Source organism: Microbacterium sp. LMC-P-041, assembly GCF_030209555.1.
Taxonomy (GTDB): domain Bacteria; phylum Actinomycetota; class Actinomycetes; order Actinomycetales; family Microbacteriaceae; genus Microbacterium.
Map to the genome: position 1 here is coordinate 268,752 of NZ_JARVRV010000002.1, position 19,391 is coordinate 288,142.

Annotated in this window: 20 protein-coding genes; 2 read left to right on the plus strand and 18 right to left on the minus strand. The window is 68.5% G+C overall.

Annotated features, from left to right (window positions below):
* Positions 1-17: 17 nt before the first annotated feature.
* Genes QRN21_RS05185 through QRN21_RS05210 form a run of 6 tightly spaced genes read right to left on the minus strand, consistent with a single transcriptional unit; the run spans position 18 to position 4,496 of the window.
* On the minus strand, positions 18-548 hold the full coding sequence (locus QRN21_RS05185; RefSeq protein ID WP_285363335.1) for a hypothetical protein: 531 nt from the start codon (positions 546-548) through the stop codon (positions 18-20).
* Positions 545-1,804, minus strand: a complete 1,260-nt coding sequence (locus tag QRN21_RS05190) for a DUF58 domain-containing protein (RefSeq protein WP_285363336.1) — start codon at positions 1,802-1,804, stop codon at positions 545-547. Before QRN21_RS05190 ends, QRN21_RS05185 begins: the two co-directional genes overlap by 4 nt.
* Positions 1,801-2,766 carry an AAA family ATPase gene (locus QRN21_RS05195; RefSeq protein WP_187249805.1) on the minus strand — a complete coding sequence of 322 codons (966 nt, stop codon included), beginning with the start codon at positions 2,764-2,766 and terminating at the stop codon, positions 1,801-1,803. The genes QRN21_RS05190 and QRN21_RS05195 overlap by 4 nt, the downstream gene beginning before the upstream one ends.
* 10 nt (positions 2,767-2,776) lie before the next feature.
* A complete protein-coding gene (locus tag QRN21_RS05200; RefSeq protein ID WP_285363337.1) occupies positions 2,777-3,304 on the minus strand; it encodes a hypothetical protein in 528 nt (175 codons plus the stop codon).
* The gene (locus tag QRN21_RS05205; protein WP_285363338.1) at positions 3,301-4,032 is read right to left on the minus strand and encodes a DUF4129 domain-containing protein; all 732 of its coding nucleotides are present in this window, start codon (positions 4,030-4,032) and stop codon (positions 3,301-3,303) included. Before QRN21_RS05205 ends, QRN21_RS05200 begins: the two co-directional genes overlap by 4 nt.
* Before the next feature lie 20 nt (positions 4,033-4,052).
* Entirely contained in the window at positions 4,053-4,496 is a 444-nt protein-coding gene (locus QRN21_RS05210; RefSeq protein WP_053096674.1) for a MarR family winged helix-turn-helix transcriptional regulator, read from the minus strand.
* A gap of 45 nt (positions 4,497-4,541) precedes the next feature.
* Here QRN21_RS05210 and QRN21_RS05215 point away from each other — a divergent pair, with 45 nt between their 5' ends.
* A complete protein-coding gene (locus QRN21_RS05215; protein WP_053096676.1) occupies positions 4,542-4,784 on the plus strand; it encodes a hypothetical protein in 243 nt (80 codons plus the stop codon).
* A 59-nt stretch (positions 4,785-4,843) separates the two neighbouring features.
* On the opposite strand, the gene QRN21_RS05220 is transcribed toward QRN21_RS05215, so the two are convergent.
* The 12 genes from QRN21_RS05220 to rpsA form a co-directional block, all read right to left on the minus strand.
* Positions 4,844-5,176 carry a TfoX/Sxy family protein gene (locus QRN21_RS05220; RefSeq protein ID WP_230100727.1) on the minus strand — a complete coding sequence of 111 codons (333 nt, stop codon included), beginning with the start codon at positions 5,174-5,176 and terminating at the stop codon, positions 4,844-4,846.
* 19 nt (positions 5,177-5,195) lie between these two features.
* Positions 5,196-7,268, minus strand: coding sequence for an excinuclease ABC subunit UvrB (gene uvrB / locus QRN21_RS05225; protein WP_053096678.1), 2,073 nt, complete (start codon positions 7,266-7,268; stop codon positions 5,196-5,198).
* A gap of 65 nt (positions 7,269-7,333) precedes the next feature.
* A complete protein-coding gene (locus tag QRN21_RS05230; protein WP_285363339.1) occupies positions 7,334-8,119 on the minus strand; it encodes a GNAT family N-acetyltransferase in 786 nt (261 codons plus the stop codon).
* Positions 8,120-8,186: 67 nt separating this feature from the next.
* Positions 8,187-9,398, minus strand: a complete 1,212-nt coding sequence (locus tag QRN21_RS05235; RefSeq protein WP_082586632.1) for an MFS transporter — start codon at positions 9,396-9,398, stop codon at positions 8,187-8,189.
* A complete protein-coding gene (gene coaE / locus QRN21_RS05240) occupies positions 9,395-9,994 on the minus strand; it encodes a dephospho-CoA kinase (RefSeq protein WP_285363340.1) in 600 nt (199 codons plus the stop codon). Before coaE ends, QRN21_RS05235 begins: the two co-directional genes overlap by 4 nt.
* Positions 9,995-10,026: 32 nt before the next feature.
* Positions 10,027-10,611 (minus strand): CoA-binding protein, encoded by a 585-nt coding sequence (locus QRN21_RS05245; protein ID WP_285363341.1) that lies wholly within the window; start codon positions 10,609-10,611, stop codon positions 10,027-10,029.
* The gene (locus QRN21_RS05250; RefSeq protein WP_056278941.1) at positions 10,608-11,912 is read right to left on the minus strand and encodes an O-acetylhomoserine aminocarboxypropyltransferase/cysteine synthase family protein; all 1,305 of its coding nucleotides are present in this window, start codon (positions 11,910-11,912) and stop codon (positions 10,608-10,610) included. The genes QRN21_RS05245 and QRN21_RS05250 overlap by 4 nt, the downstream gene beginning before the upstream one ends.
* Positions 11,909-13,909, minus strand: coding sequence for an acetate--CoA ligase (gene acs, locus QRN21_RS05255; protein ID WP_285363342.1), 2,001 nt, complete (start codon positions 13,907-13,909; stop codon positions 11,909-11,911). Before acs ends, QRN21_RS05250 begins: the two co-directional genes overlap by 4 nt.
* 2 nt (positions 13,910-13,911) lie before the next feature.
* Positions 13,912-14,772: an ABC transporter permease gene (locus QRN21_RS05260; protein ID WP_150115086.1), complete on the minus strand. Its 861-nt coding sequence runs from the start codon at positions 14,770-14,772 to the stop codon at positions 13,912-13,914.
* Positions 14,769-15,815, minus strand: coding sequence for an aliphatic sulfonate ABC transporter substrate-binding protein (locus tag QRN21_RS05265; RefSeq protein WP_056278943.1), 1,047 nt, complete (start codon positions 15,813-15,815; stop codon positions 14,769-14,771). The genes QRN21_RS05260 and QRN21_RS05265 overlap by 4 nt, the downstream gene beginning before the upstream one ends.
* On the minus strand, positions 15,812-16,663 hold the full coding sequence (locus QRN21_RS05270; protein ID WP_053096690.1) for an ABC transporter ATP-binding protein: 852 nt from the start codon (positions 16,661-16,663) through the stop codon (positions 15,812-15,814). The genes QRN21_RS05265 and QRN21_RS05270 overlap by 4 nt, the downstream gene beginning before the upstream one ends.
* Before the next feature lie 133 nt (positions 16,664-16,796).
* Positions 16,797-18,251 (minus strand): 30S ribosomal protein S1, encoded by a 1,455-nt coding sequence (rpsA, locus tag QRN21_RS05275; RefSeq protein ID WP_053096692.1) that lies wholly within the window; start codon positions 18,249-18,251, stop codon positions 16,797-16,799.
* A gap of 203 nt (positions 18,252-18,454) precedes the next feature.
* Here rpsA and QRN21_RS05280 point away from each other — a divergent pair, with 203 nt between their 5' ends.
* Positions 18,455-19,390, plus strand: coding sequence for a 5'-3' exonuclease (locus QRN21_RS05280; protein WP_285363343.1), 936 nt, complete (start codon positions 18,455-18,457; stop codon positions 19,388-19,390).
* Position 19,391 lies beyond the last annotated feature (1 nt).

The following is a 19,391-nucleotide window of genomic DNA, read 5'->3' on the forward strand; positions in this document are numbered from 1 at the left end:
GGCTCACAGGGAAGCGATCAGTGCTCTCGAGTGCCGCGGTTCGCCCGCGTGAGCAGGGTCGCGGCGAGTGCGACCACGGCTCCGGCCCCGGCGACAGCGGCCCAGGGCACTGTCGGCAGCGACGCCGGGGTGTCGATGCGCATGACCACCATGACGGCCACGGTGATCGGCTGGGCGATCGCCTGCACGGCGATCAGCCTCACCAGGCTCGGACGGAGGGCGGCCACGATCACGCGGGAGCCGGCCGGGATCACGAGGGAGAGCGACATGAGGACATGGATCACCTGCACCGCGAGAACAGCGATCATCGCGCGCCCGACGTCGGGCTCCGAGATCAGCATCCCGATCACGAGGCATCCGATCGACCCCCAGGCCGCGAAAGTCTGCGGAAGAGCGGCGGCGATGATCGCCAGGACGACTGCGGCCACCTGCCATCCGAGCAACGGGCACAGCATGGCAGCACCCGCGGCGACGGCGACGACGAGCGCGCCCCTCACGACGAGTCCCGGGACGGCAGGACCGGTCCGTAGCGTGTCGTTCGCTCTCATCGCCTGGCCCTCGCGATCGCGCGCATCGCCGAGGACGGGTCCGAGGCCCACGAGACCACGTCGACTCCGGCGCCGTGGAGATCCGCGAACACGTTCCCCCTCTCTGCGAGCACGGTGCGCAAGCCGATCAGCTGCGCACGGGTGAGCCGAGCACGGTCGAGCGCAGGGAGGACATCGACGGCGACGACTCTGTGGCCGCTGGCCCTCCACATCAGCGCGGTCCGAGCGGCGGCGCCCTCGAAGAAGGTCGACAGCACGAAGACCACCGAGCCGTGCGGCACGGGAGGAGTGCGACGGAAAGTCGCGTCGTCTCTCGCCTGGCCCGTCGCGGCGATGGCCGCCACGACCCGTGCCAGGTGCCTCGAGCCGCCGCCGCTCCTCAACGACCGGCCGCCGTGCACGAGCACGTGAAGTGCGACGCGGTCGCCCTCGCCTATGGCCGAGTCGGCGATGGCTCGCGCAGCCTCCCTCGCGAGGTCGAGGGAGGTCACGCCGCTGCGTTCGCGGTCGCCGCTCCCCCACGAGGCGACGACCTCACCCAGATCCTCAGACGTGTCCATGGCGACCACGACCGACGAGTCGCTGAGCGTATTGGTCCGACGGACCAGCAGATCGCCTGGCCGGCGGGACATCCGCGCCGTCGCCCGCCAGTCCACGCGGCGGAGTTCGTCGCCGGGCGCGAAGGGGTGGATGTCCCGGAAGTCGCCGCCCTGACCCGCCCGGCGCCCCTCGTGCGCGCCGTGCGACCCCGTCAGTCGTCGCGGCAGCGGGAGCGCGTCGAGTGATCGGCGGGGCGGGGCCACCTGACGCCTGATGGCGGCGAGGTCCGACGTCGACGAGAGCGCCGCTCCCTCGAAGGAGAACCCCCTCGCTGCCGCCTGGACCGGGATCGTCGGACCGGAGTGCAGGACCCTGCTCCGCGCAGTGAATGTGAAGCCACCGCCGGGCACGATCACGCGTCTGCTGCGACGCTCCGACTGCACGACCACCACCTCGACGGCATCCGCATCGCTGTCCACCGCGATCGATGTGAGCAGCTCGCCATCGCGCCCGGGCACCGGGTCGATCGCGATCTTAGCCACCGCGCCGGATGTGCCCCGCGCGATCGCGAGACCGCTCCAGATGGCCAGAGGAAGCCCCATCGCCACCACGTCGGGTCTTCCCGCGAGAAGGCCGACCGCGGCGAGCAGGGCAGCGCCTCCGATCGCCACGGACAACACAGGACCGCGACGCCCCGCGTCGGGCCCGTCCGTCATCCGAGCACTCCGACGGTCGGCGGAACAGCCACCTGTCCGACGACCGAGCGCACCACATCGGATGCCGACGCGCCCTGAGCCCACGCCTGGGGTGTGAGCGTGAGACGATGCGCCAGCACGGGCACGGCGATCCGCTTGATGTCGTCCGGACGGACGAAGTCGCGGCCATCCAGAGCCGCGAGCGCTCGTCCCAGCAGCAGCAGCCCCAGAGAACCGCGCGGCGACGCACCGACCTCGACGTTGGCCGCGGTCCGGGTGGCGCGTGCGATCTCGACGCAGTAGCGCGAGATGTCCGGGTCGACGTGGATGGCCTCGACGGCCTCCTGCAGGGAGATGAGCTGAGCGGCGTCGATGACCGGAGCGATGTGAGTAGCCTCCTGGCGCCTGCTCACGCGGTTCTCCAGGATGCGGGCCTCGCTCTCCGCCGCCGGATAGCCGACGGACAGCCGCACCATGAACCTGTCGAGCTGTGCCTCGGGCAGCGCGTACGTGCCCTCGTACTCGATCGGATTCGACGTCGCGATCACATGGAACGGCGCGGGCAGGGCGAAGCTGTTGCCCTCGACGGTCACCTGACGCTCCGCCATCGCCTCGAGCATCGCCGACTGCGTCTTCGGCGTGGTCCTGTTGATCTCGTCGGCGAGCAGCAGTCCGGTGAAGATCGGCCCCGGCCGGAAGACGAAGTCCCCCGAGTCCGGAGCGTAGACGTACGACCCCGTGACATCGCCGGGGAGCATGTCCGGAGTGCACTGCAAGCGCCGGAACGACAGCCCCAGCGCCGAGGCGAGGCTGCGCGCGGCGAGCGTCTTCCCCAGGCCCGGCACATCCTCGAACAGCACGTGACCGCCGGCGAGGATCGAGGCCAGAGCGATCTCGACCGGGTCGTCCATGCCCACGACGACTGTTCGCACGGCAGCCAGGATCCGGGCTCCGGTGGCGGCGATCTCTGCGGGGCTCGTCATGGCATCTCCTTCATCGACGCGGCGGCGAGGGCCGCCCGTGGTCGGGGGTCGGTACGTGCAACCGGGGTGACGGTTCGTCCGGCGAGGTGGGATCCAGTCGATCGATCGCGTCCAGCGCCCTCTCGACGTCGACGATCGTCGTCTCCGGTCCCGTCAGGCGCTCCCAGACTCCCGGGTCGATCAGCCGCGGGAGTCGGTCGCGGTGGGCAGGGTCATCCGGATCCACTCCGTGGCGCATCAGCCGCTGACGCAGGATCACCCCGACACGGCGCGTGATCTGCGCTCCCGCGATGCCGGTGTGTGTGTTCAGTGCCCACGCCATGCGAGAGATCTCGGTAGGTCGTCGATCCGGCTCCACGTCTATGCGCGGCGCGTCGAACCCCGGCTCGAGCGGCATCGCGAGCTGCGCGAGCAGACCGACCGCACCGATCAGGAGACCCCATGCGATCACGAACGGCCAGGTGAAGCCGAAGCCGAGGAGCGCCAGAGCGACGAGGACCGCCGCCCCTGCTGCGACCAGCGTTCTGCGGAGGGTCACCGCCACACCTCCTCGATGCGTCGCAGGGCCTCTCTCGCCGAGGCCCGGTCACCCTCGTCGGCCGACCCGGCTCCGAATCGGACGCTCTCGTAGAGACGCAGCAGCGACGCGGCGTCCCCGGCCACCCCGGGCCGCAGAGTGATGATCCGCACCACGAACTCGCCGGGAGTCTCGGTCACCGCTCGCTTCACCCCTGCGTCCGCGGCACTCTCTTCGAGGCCGATCCACGCGGCGACGATGGCATCCGACGCTCGGGCGCGCTCGTCGATCTGCATGAGCGCCCCCGCGATCCCGCGCTGCATCACAGCGACGGCGATCTCGGGTTCCGGCGCCGAGGTGAGGTGATCGACCTCGGATGCGACCGCCGCCGCGTCACGGCGGCCCAGCGGGCGATCCCGCCACGCTCGCAGCAGGGCTCTCGCGGCGATCACGAGGAGCGCGATGAGCCCGGCAGCGACCAGCGCCATGAGGATCACGGCGAGCGTCTGAACGACCGCGGCGGCGGTGGAGTCGATCTCCATGGGCTCGGGAACCCCGGTGGCACCCGGATCGCTGGACGGCAGCGGCTCCGCTGTCCCCCGAGGAATCGGCGCGGCGGGGCGGAACGTCGGCCGGCCCTGGATCGCCGCAGCGATCATGGCCACGACGAAGAGTCCCACGACGAGAGTCGAGAGGACCATGCGATCGACGCTCCGGCGCGCAAGACGCGTCTGGGGTTCGCTCGGCATGCCCACACCCTACGGTGCGGTCACTCCATGGCGGGGCGGCGACCCGCGAATGCCGACAACCCGTCGCGCAGTGTGGCTACCTGCTCGAGATCCATCCCCACGGCGGCCATCACCTGTCGAGGAACGTCGAGAGCGCGATCTCGCAGAGCTCGACCCGTGTCCGTGAGGGTGATGTCGAGACGGCGCTCGTCCTCGACGCTGCGTTGTCTGGCGACCAGCCCATCGGCTTCCAGACGCTTCACCAGGGGAGACGCCGTCGCCGGCTCGAGAGCGAGGTCAGCCGCAAGATCGTTCAAGGGACGCGGAGCACGCTCCCAGAGCGCCAGCATCACGAGATACTGCGGATGCGTGAGCCCGAGCGGCTCGAGGATCGGCCGGTAGATCGCCACGACGTTGCGCGCGGCGGTCACCAGGGCGAAGCAGAGCTGATTGTCGAGTTTGAGCAGGTCGTCCGATGCGGTCACGGCTTCGAATATACATTGACCCTAATAGTTAGTACACTAAGCAACATGGCCAGTTCTGACGATCGACCTCCGCTCCGCACTCGGATTCGCGAGGCCGGAGGACTGTACGCGTGGATCAACTCGAATCTGATCCGCTTCGCGGGCCCCGCCTCCGTCGGCCCTTACGAAAAGACTCCCCCGCCGAGCCCGTCCGAGCGGGCGGAGCGCGCCTGCCCGTTGTGCGGTGCGCCGATGAGCGAGCACGAGATCGACCGTTCAGGTCCGAAGACCCTCGTTCACTGCCCCTGACAGGGGATCTCACCCGTCGGCTGAGACTCGTTCTCGCGCGTCAGCTGAGACTCTCGCTCTCAGTCGTCGCGCTGCGCGTCTTGGCGTGCGACGTCGAGCCACGAGGCGAGATCGTCGTCGTCGACGAGCACGCTCGGCGATACATCGAGCCAGCTGGTGCCCATCGTCCGCGCACCCATGACCGCGACCGCCACCCCGGGGCGGGTGATCAGCGAGTCACCGTGCTCGCCATCGACCCGGACGAGCAGAACCCCGCCCGCGCGCGCTCCGACGAGGATGTGCCCATCGAGGAGGAAGGCGCGCGTGCCGAACATGCGCTTCTCCTCGACGTTCTCATCGAGTGTGAGGAGCGCTCGCACTCGATCGGCGAGCTCCTCGCCCGCTGCATCCATCCTGGTGCCTCCGAGCTTCTCAGGCGTGGCCGGCCTTCTCCATCGCGCGCAGTTCCTTCTTCATGTCCTGCACCTCGTCGCGCAACCGCCCGGCGAGCTCGAACTTGAGCTCGGCGGCAGCCGCGAGCATCTGATCCGAGAGGTCCTGGATCACCGCTTCGAGCTGCTGAGCTCCTTCTGCGGCGATACCGGTGCGCCGCAGGTTCGGCGTCGGCGACTTGCCCTTGCCGGTCGCTCTCCCGCGCCCGGACATCATCTCAGCGGTGTCGGCGCCCTCACGCGCGAGCACCTCGGTGATGTCGGCGATCCGTTTGCGCAGCGGCTGGGGGTCGATACCGTTCTCGAGGTTGTACGCGACCTGCTTCTCGCGGCGGCGATCGGTCTCTTCGATCGCCTTCGCCATCGAGTCGGTGATCTTGTCGGCGTACATGTGCACTTCGCCGGAGACGTTTCGCGCCGCGCGACCGATCGTCTGGATGAGCGAGGTGCCTGACCGGAGAAAGCCTTCCTTGTCGGCGTCGAGAATCGCGACGAGGGACACCTCAGGCAGGTCGAGCCCCTCTCGGAGCAGGTTGATTCCCACGAGGACGTCGTACACCCCGGCACGCAGTTCGCTGAGCAGCTCGACCCGTCGCAGAGTGTCCACGTCCGAGTGCAGGTATCGCACGCGTACGCCGTGCTCGCCGAGGAAGTCCGTGAGCTCCTCGGACATCTTCTTCGTGAGTGTCGTGACGAGCACACGCTCGTCGCGTTCGACCCGAAGCCGGATCTCCTCGAGGAGGTCGTCGATCTGCCCCTTCGACGGCTTCACGATGATGTGCGGGTCGACGAGTCCGGTCGGGCGGATGATCTGCTCGACCACGCCGTCGGCGATCCCCATCTCGTACTTGCCCGGTGTCGCAGAGAGATAGACGGTCTGTCCGATTCGGTTCTTGAACTCGTCCCAGCGCAGCGGCCGGTTGTCCATCGCGCTCGGAAGCCGGAAGCCGTGCTCGACGAGCGTGCGCTTGCGGGAGGCGTCGCCCTCGTACATCGCACCTATCTGCGGCACCGTCACGTGCGACTCGTCGATCACGAGCATGAAGTCGTCAGGGAAGAAGTCGAGCAGCGTGTGCGGCGGCTCGCCGGGCTGGCGCCCGTCCATGTGCCGGGAGTAGTTCTCGATGCCCGAGCAGAACCCGAGCTGCTGCAGCATCTCGAGGTCGAACGTGGTGCGCATCCTCAGGCGCTGGGCCTCGAGGAGCTTTCCCTGACGCTCGAACTCCTTGAGCCGCTCTTCGAGCTCGTGCTCGATCGTGCCGATGGAGCGCTGGATCACGTCGGTGCCGGCGACGTAGTGCGAGGCGGGGAAGATCGGCACGGAGTCGAGCTTCTCGATCACCTCTCCGGTGAGCGGATGCAGCGAATAGAGCGCTTCGATCTCATCGCCGAACAGCTCGATGCGGATCGCGTGCTCCTCGTATACGGGGATGATCTCGATGGTGTCTCCCCGCACGCGGAAGTTGCCTCGGGAGAAGTCGACGTCATTCCGGTTGTACTGCATCGAGATGAACTGTCGGATCAGCGCGTCCCGGTCGTAGCGCTCCCCCACCTGGAGCGCGACCATCGCCCGGAGGTACTCCTCCGGCGCACCCAGACCGTAGATGCAGGAGACCGTCGAGACCACGATCACATCCCGACGGCTCAGCAGCGAGTTGGTCGTCGAGTGGCGAAGACGCTCGACCTCGGAGTTGATCGACGAGTCCTTCTCGATGAAGGTGTCCGTCTGCGGGACGTACGCCTCCGGCTGGTAGTAGTCGTAGTAGGAGACGAAGTACTCGACGGCGTTGTTCGGCATCAGCTCGCGGAACTCGTTGGCGAGCTGCGCGGCGAGAGTCTTGTTGTGCGCGAGGACGAGCGTCGGACGCTGCACCTGCTCGACCAGCCAGGCGGTCGTCGCGGACTTTCCGGTACCCGTGGCACCGAGCAGGACGATGTCTGTCTCGCCGGCATTGATGCGCGACGCGAGCTCGGCGATGGCCTTCGGCTGGTCGCCGGCGGGCGCGTATTCGCTGATGACCTCGAAAGGACGGACGCTGCGCGTGGTTTGCATACCTCCAGCGTATGCCGGGCCACCGACATCGGGGCCACGAGAGCCCCCAGCGGAATCCCTGCCCGTCAGTCAGTCGACCGCGTCCACACGTAGGGAGTGGTGGTCGTGACCGTGACGAGCCCGGCCCGCTCGAGGATCGGCCGCGAGAACTCCGTGGAATCCGAGTGCAGATACACCTTGCCGAGGGCGAGGGCGGATCGCGCCCGCTGGGCCGTCAGAGCCCGATAGACGCCGCGGCCCCGCCACTCGGGCAGCGTCGCACCTCCCCACAGACCGGCGAATCGCGTGCCCGTGACCGGTTCGAGCCGTCCAGCGCTGATCACCTCGTCTCCGGCGACGGCGGTCCACAGCTCCACGGTGTCGTCCTCGCGGATGCGCTGCAGCGTCGTCTCGACCCGCACCCGCCACCGGGGATCGCCGAACACCCTGCCCTGCATCTCCTCCATCGCGAACACCTCGGTCTCCGTTCGCGCGCGCCGAAGCTCGACTCCGGCGGGGAGCGACACCGGCTGGGCGAGCAGCTCCGCCTCGCCGATCATCACCGACTCCGACTCCTCCGGCACGAAGCCTCGGCTTTCGAGAGTCCCGCCGAGCCCCGGTGCCCGGTCATGCCCGCGCGTCTTCCACTCGATCGAGTCGATGTCGCTCCGCCTCCCGAAGTGCGCGAGCGCGGCATCGACGAGCGCCTCGATGCCGCCCTGATCGACCCCGCCGAGATCGGCGTAGGACACGAACCCGCGCCCGCCCGGAAAGGCGGCGAGACGCAGCGGTCCGTGCGTCGCCACATCGAGGGCATGCACCACTTCCGCATCCGTGCGCAGCTCGTGGTCGTACGCTGCAAGATGCCTCATGCGCATGGTGCTGGTCCTTCGGGTCGGTCGCGCCGACGAGCGGCTGCGCGGCGGTGCCGCCTCGCGATCATATGCGTCCAGTCGGCGACGACCGGAGCGCGCGCGCCGCGAGTGCCGCCGACACCGCGCACATCGTGATGATCGCGCCCACGAACCACGCCCAGTCCGCCCTGCCGAACACGATTCCCAGCGCCCATCCGAACAGGCTCGAGCCCGCGTAGTAGCCGAAGTAGTAGAGCGACGATGCCTGCGCACGACTGTCCGGCGTGGCAGCGGCCGGAGCCCACCCCGACGCAACCGCATGTGCGCCGAAGAAGCCGCCCGTGAAGAGCAGCAGTCCGAGGACCACCGGCAGCGCGGCCTGGCTGAGCATGGCGAGCGCTCCGATGCCCATCATCGCGATCGAGCACAGCAGCACCGGGTACCGACCGAAGCGAGATGCGAGAGCACCGGCGGTCGGTGACGAGACGGTGCCCGCGAGGTAGGCGAGGAAGAGCAGGGTCACCAGCCAGCTCGGAAGAGAGAACGGCGCGTCGATGAGGTGGAATCCGAGGTAGTTGTACACCGCGACGAACGCCCCCATGAGAAGGAAGCCCTGCGCGTAGAGGGCGAGTTGCGGTGCGGAGCGCATCGGCGACACGAGACGCGCGAGCATCCCGCTTGTCGCACCCTGGCGAAGCCGACCGGGCACGAACCCCCGGGCCTTCGGCGTCAGCCAGAGGAAGAGAGCGGCCGCCATCGCGCAGACACCGGCCACGACCCAGATTCCCGCACGCCACCCCCACTGCTCGCCCGCCAATCCGGACACGACGCGACCGAGCAGACCACCCACGGTCGTCCCGGCGATGTAGCTCCCCGCGGCCGCCGCGGCATGCCGCGCACTCACCTCCTCGCTGAGGTACGCGAGCGCTACGGCCGGCACGGCGCCCAGTGCGATGCCCTCGAGCAGGCGCAGCGCCAGCAGCATCTCCATGCCGGTGCTGAGCGGAGCGACCAGACCCAGAACGGTAGCGGCGAGGATGCCGGTCCCCATCGCCGGCACTCGGCCGATGCGATCCGCGACCATCGACCACGGGATCACCGCCGCCGCGAGACCGAGCGTCGCGGCCGATACAGCGAGTGCCGCGGTGGCAGGCGTGATCCCGAGATCGGACGAGAGCTGCGGCAGAACGGCCTGCGGCGAATAGAGCTGGGCGAATGTCGCGATGCCGGCGAAGAAGAGCCCGACGATGAGACGCCGATAGGCAGGGGATCCGGGTGCGTGACCGGTGAAGGTCACGACGAGCGGATCCGCTCCCACAGGGCATCGGTCTGCAGCATCGTCTGCTCCAGGGATCCGGATGTGTCGACGACCTCATCGGCGATCGCCAGCCGACGCTCGTCCGAGACCTGCGCATCGATCCGCTCCTGCGCAGCCTGTTCCGCCATGCCGCGCAATTCCACGAGCCTCCGTCTGCGCTCCTGGGCAGGCGCATGGGCGACGACGATCAGGTCCCAGGGGTCATCGACGCGCGCCTCGACCAGAAGGGGCACGTCGTACACGACCACACCGTCCGGATCGGCGGCCGCTGCCGCCTCGAATCGTCGCTGCGACTCGGCACGGACGGCCGGATGCACGATCGCGTTCAGCCGCGCCAGCCGCTCCGGATCGCCGAAGACCTTGGCCCCCAGGGCGGCGCGGTCGAGTGCGCCGTCCGCCGAGATGACGTCCGCGCCGAAGGCATCCTCGATCCGAGCCAGAACCTCGGAGCCGGGCGACTGCACGTCACGGACGATCTGATCGGCGTCGACGACCACCGCGCCGAGCTCTGCGAGTCGTCGTGCGATGGTCGACTTGCCCGAGGCGATGCCGCCGGTGAGCGCGATGAGAGGCATCTCGCCAGTCTAAACGGGGCTGAGATCGCGGATCAGCGGGCCAGCAGCTGCCGTCGCGAGCTGATGACGCCGGTGTCGAAACCGGCCAGGTGGAGGCCTCCGTGGAACCGGGCGTGCTCGATCTTGATGCACCGATCCATCACCACGGAGAGCCCCGCGCCCTCGGCGATCGCCGCGGCATCCTCATTCCACGATCCCAGCTGCAGCCACAGGGTCTGTGCCCCGGCTTCGATCGCCTCCTGGGCGACGCCGGGCAGGTCGTCATGGCGGCGGAAGACGTCGACGATGTCCGGAACCACGGGCAGGTCGGACAGCGAGGCGTAGACCGGCTGACCGAGGATCTCCGATTCCCGCGGGTTGACGAGATAGACGTCGTATGCGGTGCTGGAGAGCAGGTACGTCGCGACGAAATACGAGGCGCGCGCGGGATTGTTCGACGCGCCGACGATGGCGACCGACTTCGCGCGTCGCAATATGCCGAAGCGCTGCTGCTGGCTGGGGCCCTCCCAGGTCCGATCCGGGTGCGCCGGCGCGGATGCGGGCAGGGCGCAGGCCACAGAATCCTGGGCGGTCGGCAGCGCGCAGGCGTCGGCGCCGGTGGTCTCGATTCCGCTCATCGAGTGGCTCCTGTCGCTGTCGTGAGGGCCTGGTCAAGATCCCAGATGATGTCTTCTGCGTCCTCGAGGCCCACCGAGATGCGGATGAGGTCCGGTCGCACGCCCGCCGCGACGAGCTGCGATTCCGTGAGCTGACGGTGGGTCGTCGATGCCGGGTGGATGACGAGCGTGCGCGCGTCCCCGATGTTCGCGAGGTGCGATGCCAGCTGAAGATTCTCGATGAGCGTCTCGCCCGCCGAGCGACCGTCGTCGGCCTTGACCCCGAACGCGAACACCGAACCAGGACCGAGCGGCAGATACTTCGCTGCGCGCTCGTGGTGCGGGTGATGCTCGAGACCCGCCCACGTCACATACTCCACCCGGGGGTCGGAGTCGAGCCATTCGGCCACGATCCGCGCGTTCGCAAGGTGCGCATCGATCCGCTGCGGCAGCGTCTCGACTCCCTGCAGGAGGTTGAACGCCGACTGCGCGCTCAGCGCCGGACCGATGTCACGCAGCTGCTCGGTGCGGAGCTTGGTGAGGAAGCCGTACTCGCCGAAGTTGTCCCACCACTTGATGCCGCCGTACGACTCGACCGGCTCTGTCATCTGCGGGAAGCGGCCGTTGCCCCAGTCGAAGGTGCCCTTCTCGATGACGACGCCGCCGAGCGTCGTCCCGTGTCCGCCCAGGAACTTGGTGACCGAATGGATGACGATGTCCGCGCCGTGCTCCAGAGGGCGCGCGAGGTACGGGGTGGCGAGCGTGGCATCCACGACCAGCGGCACACCTGCGGCATGAGCGACCTCGGCCAGGCCCTCGATGTCGGCGATCTCACCCGAGGGATTGCCGATCATCTCCACGTAGACGACCTTGGTCTCCGGACGGATGGCGGCGGCGTAGTCGGCGGGATCGGTCGACGCGACGAACGTCGTCTCCACGCCGAAACGACGCAGGGTCACGTCGAGCTGGGTCACCGTGCCCCCGTACAGCTGCGCCGCGGCGACCACATGGTCGCCCGCTCCGACGAGCGCCGCGAACGTGATGAACTCCGCGCTCATCCCCGAGGCGGTCGCGACCGCGCCGATGCCGCCCTCGAGCGAGGCCAGACGTTCCTCGAGCGCGGCGACGGTGGGGTTGCCGATGCGCGAGTAGATGTTCCCGTACTTCTGGAGGGCGAAGAGGTTGCCGGCGTCCGCCGCGTCGTCGAACACGAACGACGTCGTCTGGTAGATCGGCACGGCCCTGGCGCCGGTCGCTGCGTCGGGAGTCCCGCCGGCATGCAGCGCCCTCGTGCGAAACCCGAAGCGATGTTCTTCCGTCATGATGTCCTCAGTTCAGCGTTCTCGAGCACGGCGGCGATCTCGCCGACGGCCCACGGATTCTGCAGCGATGTCGTGTCTCCCAGCGGAGCTGGGGCTCGTCCCGAGCGACGATCCTGCTCGGCCTCCCACAGCTGGGCGAGAAGTCGGCGCATGATCTTTCCCGAGCGGGTCTTCGGCAGGTCGGCGACCACGACGATGTGCTTCGGCTTGGCGACAGGACCGATGGCAGCCGCCACCTGCGACCGCAGCGCGGCGACCGACACCTCGGATCGTCCGGAGGGAGTCACGAAGGCGACCACCGCCTGGCCTGTGATGGGGTCTGCGACGCCGGCCGTTCCCGCTTCGCCCACCGTCTCGTGCGCCACCAGCGCCGACTCGATCTCGATCGTGGACAGCCGGTGGCCCGACACGTTCACCACGTCATCGAGCCGCCCCAGGATCCAGATGTAGCCGTCGGCGTCTCTCGTCGCACCGTCGCCCGCCACGTAGTAGCTGCCGTGTTCGCCGTGCCCGGCGTAGGCGGACCAATACGCATCGCGGTAGCGCTGAGGGTCGCCCCACACCGTCCTCGCCATACCCGGCCACGGGCGGCGCACCACGAGCGTGCCCGACCGGCCGGGAGCGACCTCGTGGCCGTCCGCGTCGACGACCGTCGCATCGATGCCGGGCAGCGGCACGGACGCGGACCCCGGCTTGAGGGTCGTGACTCCGGGCAGCGGCGCGATCATCGCCGCCCCGGTCTCGGATTGCCACCAGGTGTCGATGACCGGCAGCTCATCGCGCCCGAAGTTCCGGCGGAACCAGATCCAAGCCTCCGGATTGATCGCCTCGCCGACGGTCCCGAGCAGACGGAGGGTCGAGAGATCGTGACCCGACGGGAGTTCGGGCCCGAACCAGGTCATGAAGGTGCGGATCAGCGTCGGCGCCGTGTAGTACACCGTCACGCCGTACCGCTCGATGATCTCGAGATGACGTTCGCGATCGGGGGTGTCCGGCGTTCCCTCGTAGATCACCTGGGTCAGCCCGTTGGAGAGAGGCCCGTAGATCTCGTAGGTGTGAGCGGTCACCCACGCGAGATCCGCCGTGCACCAGTGCACGTCGTCGGGCTTCGCGTCGAAGTGCGCCCAGTGTGCCCAGCTCGCATGCGTCAGGTAGCCACCGGAGGTGTGCACGAGGCCCTTGGGCTTTCCGGTGGTCCCCGATGTGTAGATGATGAACAGCGGATGCTCGGAGTCGAACGCCTGCGCGATGTGGTCGGACGAGGCTGTGCTGACCGTGTCGTGCCACCAGACGTCTCTGCCGTCGGTCCACGGCACGTCCTGGCCGGTGCGCCGCAGGACCAGCACATGCTCGAGGTCCGGCAGATCCGCTACGGCGATGTCGGCCGTCGACTTCACCTCGGTCGCGGTGCCGCGGCGGAACTGCCCGTCGCTCGTGACGAGCAGCTTGGCGCCGGTGTCGATCAGACGGAAGCGCACCGCTTCGGCCGAGAAGCCGCCGAACACCAGTGAGTGCACGGCGCCGATCCGTGCGCATGCGAGCGTGATCACGACCGTCTCGATCAGCACGGGCAGGTAGACGACCACCCGGTCGCCCGGTTCGATGCCGAGCGCGGTCAGCGCGTTCGCCGCCTGCGAGACGCGACGCTGGAGGTCCGCGTACGTGACCGAAGCCCTGTCCCCCGGCTCTCCTTCGAAGTGGAGGGCGATCTTGTCCCCGCGCCCGGCGTCGACATGACGGTCGACGCAGTTGTATGCCACGTTGAGGCGCCCGCCCACGAACCAGCGCGCCGCCGGGACGTCATCGCCCGCAGGCGGATCCCACTCGTGGGCCGTGTGCCAGTGCTCTGCCCAGTCGAGTCGGGACGCGGCCTGCTCCCAGAAGGCCGTGGGGTCCGCGGCGGCCCTCGCATACACCTCGTCGGCGACGTTCGCCTGAGCGGCGAACGCAGCAGGGGCCGGGTACGCACGGGTCTCGTGCAGGCGCGCCTCGGCCATCGTCACATCCACCGGCGGAGCAGGTACTTCTCGACCACCACGAGGATCGCATTGGTGATCGTGCCGAGCAGCGCCAGCAGGACGATCGAGAGGATGATCCGATCGACGCGGCCGCTGTTCTGCGAGTCGGTCAGCAGGAAGCCGAGTCCCATCGACGACGCGATCAGCTCGGCGGCGACGAGGAACAGCCACGCCTGCGCGAGCGCCAGCCGGAGCCCCGCGGCGACCGACGGCACGACGGCCGGCAGCTGCACCGTGCGGAAGAGAGACCATCCGCGAAGACTGAACGAGCGTCCCGCCTCCACCAGCTGCGGGTCGACGTGGCGGAGTGCGGACGCGACAGTCGTGTAGACCGGGAAGAAGGCGCCGATGGCGATCAGCGTCACCTTGGACTCCTCGCCGATCTGCATCCACAGGATCAGCAGCGGCACCCAGGCGAGCGACGGCACCGCTCGGATCGCGGAGAGCGTCGGACTGAGCAGCACGTCGCCGACCCGTGACAGACCGACGATGCCGGCCACCGCGAGTCCGATGACAGAACCGACCGCGAACCCGAGCAGGACCCGTTGCACCGAGATGGCGACGTGCGTCCACAGCGTGCCGCGCTCGGCCAGCTCGACCCCCGCGGTGAAGACGGATGCCGGCGAAGGGAGCAGGTAGGGCGCGACGAGCCCGGTGGTCGTGACCAGCTGCCAGGCACCGACGATGATGAGCGGAAGCAGCAGTCCGCCGACGAGACGCACCGCGGGTCGATCCCAGGCATGACGGGCACCGGCCTCGTCACGACGCCGGACTCCGCGCGCCGCGTCGATCGCATCCTGCGCATCCGCGGGCACCACCACGCGCTGGTCGGGAGTGATCACTCGCCGCCGACCGCCTTCTCGGCGAAGGTGGCGTTGATGAGGGAGTCGAGAGCCTTCTCGACCGAAGCCTCGCCACCCTGGACATCTCCGGATTCGACCAGCACCGGCGCGATCTTCTCGAGCACGGCGATCTGCGCCTCACCGGGGATGCCGCTGACGTCGAGGTTCGACCGCTCCTCGATGACGGTCGTCGCGACCGCGGGGTCGATCCCTGCGACCTCGGCGAGCAGCGCCGCGGTCTCGTCGGGGTTCTCGAGGGCCCACTCGCGCGCCTGCTCGTATGCGTCGACGACCGCCTGCGCGAGGTCCGCGTGGTTCTCGATGAAGTCCTCGGTGGCGTTGAGGAAGCCGTAGGTGTTGAAGTCCACGTTGCGGTAGATGAGCTCATCGCCCGATTCCACCTCGGCCGCGGCCATGATGGGATCGAGGCCCGCCCAGGCGTCTACCGAGCCGCTGTCGAGAGCGGCACGGCCGTCGGCGTGCTGGAGGTTCTGGACCTCGACGTCGTCGACCGAGAGGCCTGCTTCCTCAAGAGACTGGAGCAGGAAGAAATAGGGGTCCGTTCCCTTCGTCGCCGCGACCGACTTGCCCGCGAGGTCCTCGACCGAGGTGATGTCGCTGTCGGGGCCGACGACGATCGCCGACCATTCGGGCTGCGAGAAGATGTCGATGACCTGGATCGGTGAGCCGTTCGATCGGGCGAACAGTGCCGCCGAGCCGGCCGTGGAGCCGACGTCGATCGAGCCGGAGCGCAGCAGCTCGTTCGCCTTGTTGGATCCCGCGGACTGTACCCACTCGACCTCGACATCGTCGCCGAGGATCTCCTCGAGGATCCCCTGGTCGCGGATCACGAGGCTGAGCGGGTTGTAGGTCGCGAAGTCGATGGACAGAGTGTCCGCCGACCACTCCCCCGAGGCTGCCGCGTCGTCGGACGACGAGTCCGAGGCGGTGGCGTTCTCACCGGCGACGCAGCCGGTGGCGACGAGCATCATCGTCCCTGCGATCGTGATCGCGGGGATGATTCGTCGGGTGATGGTGCTCATCGGGTCTCCTCGGTGGCGGTGCGGTGGTGGGTGTCCACGCCGAGTCCTTCGAGGAGCTCTGCGCGGAGGTCGGCGAGACCGCGATCGGCGCGGTCCCGGGGTCGGATGCCGGGGACGGTGATCGCGCGCACGATGGACGGCGCTTCCGTGTCGGCGTCGCCGAGCGTGCGCAGCAGCAGCACACGATCGGCGAGATAGAGGGCTTCTTCGACATCGTGCGTGACGAGGAGGACGGTGGTCGGCTCAGCCGCATGGATCTTGAGGAGCAGATCGTGCATCCGCAGGCGGGTGAGCGCATCGAGCGCACCGAACGGCTCGTCGAGCAGCAGCACGCCGGGATTGCGAGCGAGGGCGCGTGCGAGCGAGGCGCGCTGCGCCATGCCACCCGACACTTCGCGTGGCCGCTGATCAGCGGCCTTCTCGAGGCCGACGAGCTCGATGAGCTCCCGAACACGTTCCCGGCCTTCGCGGCGCGCGGTGCCGCGGGGCAGACCGAGCTCGATGTTCTGGGCGATGGTCCGCCATGGCAGCAGGCGGGGCTCCTGGAACGCGACGGCGGTGCGCTCGTCGACGTCGGCCACGCGCGTGTCCTGGATGCGGATGCTGCCGCCGGTCGGCGCATCCAGTCCCCCGACGAGCCGCAGCAACGTCGACTTGCCGCACCCGGAGGGACCGACGATGGCGACGATCTCACCGGCGGCGACGTCGACGTCGACCGCGCGGAGGACGTCGCGCCGGCCGCGGGAGAGCGTGAAGCTGCGCTCCACCCCCTGCAGGCGCACCGGCTGTGCGGTGCCGGCGATCGCCGACGCGCCGGCCGTCGAGGGCGCCGAGAGCAGAGAGGTCATGTCCCCATGCTGTCCAACCCGCCGGAATGTGACGAATGCGAGCGTAATGATCGGTCATGGAGATCCGAGGACGCGTCGAGACGCAGAACGGGCCGCCATCCCGAAGGATGACGGCCCGTTCAGAGCGTGATGCTTAAGCGTTGCCGCCCGAGAGCTTCTCGCGGAGAGCCGCGAGAGCCTCGTCATCCGCGAGCGTGCCCGCGCCTGCGGCCTCGCTCGAGAAGACCTGACCACCGAAGTCGTCGCCAGCGGCCGCCTCGGCCTCGGCTGCCTTGGCAACCTGAGCCTTGTGCGCCTCCCAGCGAGCCTGGGCTGCAGCGTACTCCTGCTCCCATGCCTCGCGCTGGGTGTCGAAGCCTTCCTTCCACGCACCGGTCTCGGGGTCGAAGCCCTCCGGGTACTTGTACTCGCCGGCCTCGTCGTACTCGGCGAGCATTCCGTAGAGCGCCGGGTCGAACTCGGTGCCGTTGACGTCGACTGCCTCGTTCGCCTGCTTCAGCGAGAGCGAGATGCGACGACGCTCGAGGTCGATGTCGATGACCTTGACGAAGACCTCTTCGCCGACCGACACGACCTGCTCGGCCAGCTCGACGTGCTTGCTGGAGAGCTCGGAGATGTGGACGAGGCCCTCGATGCCGTCTGCGACGCGAACGAACGCACCGAACGGAACGAGCTTGGTGACCTTACCCGGCGTGACCTGTCCGATCGCGTGGGTACGGGCGAAGACCTGCCACGGGTCCTCCTGCGTAGCCTTCAGCGACAGGGAGACGCGCTCGCGGTCGAGGTCGACCTCGAGGATCTCGACGGTGACCTCCTGGCCAACCTCGACGACCTCGGAGGCGTGCTCGATGTGCTTCCAGGACAGCTCGGAGACGTGCACGAGGCCGTCCACGCCGCCCAGGTCGACGAATGCACCGAAGTTGACGATCGACGACACGACACCCTTGCGGACCTGACCCTTGTGCAGGTTGTTCAGGAACGTGGTGCGCGACTCCGACTGCGTCTGCTCGAGCAGCGCACGGCGGCTGAGCACGACGTTGTTGCGGTTCTTGTCGAGCTCGAGGATCTTGGCCTCGATCTCCTGGCCGAGGTACGGCGTGAGGTCGCGGACGCGGCGCAGCTCGATGAGCGAGGCCGGCAGGAAGCCGCGGAGGCCGATGTCGACGATGAGTCCACCCTTGACGACCTCGATGACCGTACCGGTGACGACGCCGTCGTTCTCCTTGATCTTCTCGACGTCTCCCCAGGCACGCTCGTACTGAGCACGCTTCTTGGAGAGGATCAGACGGCCTTCCTTGTCCTCCTTCTGGAGAACCAGGGCCTCGACCTCGTCGCCGACCTTGACGACCTCGTTCGGGTCGACGTCGTGCTTGATCGAGAGCTCGCGCGAGGGGATGACGCCCTCGGTCTTGTATCCGACATCGAGGAGGACCTCATCGCGGTCGATCTTGACGATCGTGCCTTCGATGATGTCGCCGTCGTTGAAGAACTTCAGGGTCTTCTCGACCGCGGCCAGGAAGTCCTCAGCAGATCCGATGTCGTTGATGGCGACCTGCTTGGTGGCCGGGGCGGTCGTTGCGGTAGTCATGTAGTGGGTTGTCCTTGTGAATGGAGACTCGGGCTGAGGGCTCCGGCCGCGCACGGCCGATCATGAGCTCTGCAGCGATTGATTGGATTCTGCCTCCCGGGCATGCATAGGCACGCCACGAGTGACAGTCAAGGTTATCAGATCCCGAGACGATATGACGGACTCGATACCATCCGCGTTCGGCGCGCTGACAGACTGTCTGCATGCCCCGCGCCGACAAGCTCCTCCTGCTCGACACCGCAAGCCTCTACTTCCGTGCGTTCTACGGGGTGCCCGACAAGGTCACGGCGCCGGATGGCTCCCCGATCAACGCCGCACGAGGACTCCTCGACATCATCGCGAAGCTGGTGACGCTGTACGAGCCGACCCATGTGGTCGCGTGTTGGGACGACGACTGGCGACCCCAGTGGCGAGTCGACCTGATCCCCAGCTACAAGGCGCACCGTGTCGTCGAGGTCGTGCCCGCGGGGCCCGACGTCGAGGAGGTCCCCGACCCCCTCGAGGCGCAGATCCCGCTGATCCGCGAGACTCTCGCCCTGCTCGGCATCCCGATCATCGGCGTCGCGGAGCACGAAGCGGACGACGTGATCGGCACGCTCGCGACGCACGCCACCATGCCGGTCGACATCGTCACGGGCGATCGAGACCTGTTCCAGCTCGTCGACGACGCGAGGAACGTGCGCGTCATCTATACCGCACGAGGCATGAGCAATCTCGAGATCGTCACGGATGCCGTGGTCGTCGCGAAGTACGGCGTGCTGCCGAGCCAGTACGCCGACTTCGCGACGATGCGCGGCGACGCATCGGACGGACTTCCCGGCGTGGCCGGCGTCGGCGAGAAGACCGCGGCCACGCTCCTGCAGGCCCATGGCGATCTCGCCGGCATCCGCGCGGCTGCCGAGGCGGGTGAGGGGATGAGCGCCGGGGTCCGGGCGAAGGTGCTCGCCGCCGCGACGTACCTCGAGGTCGCCCCCACCGTCGTCGCCGTCGCGACCGACCTCCCGATCGCCTCGCCGAGCGACCCGCTGCGTCCGCTCGACCCGTCCGAGGCTGATGCTGCGACCGCACTGGCTGAGCGGTGGAACCTGGGCGGCTCGATGACCAGGGCCGTCGCCGCGATCGCGACGATCGACGCCTGAC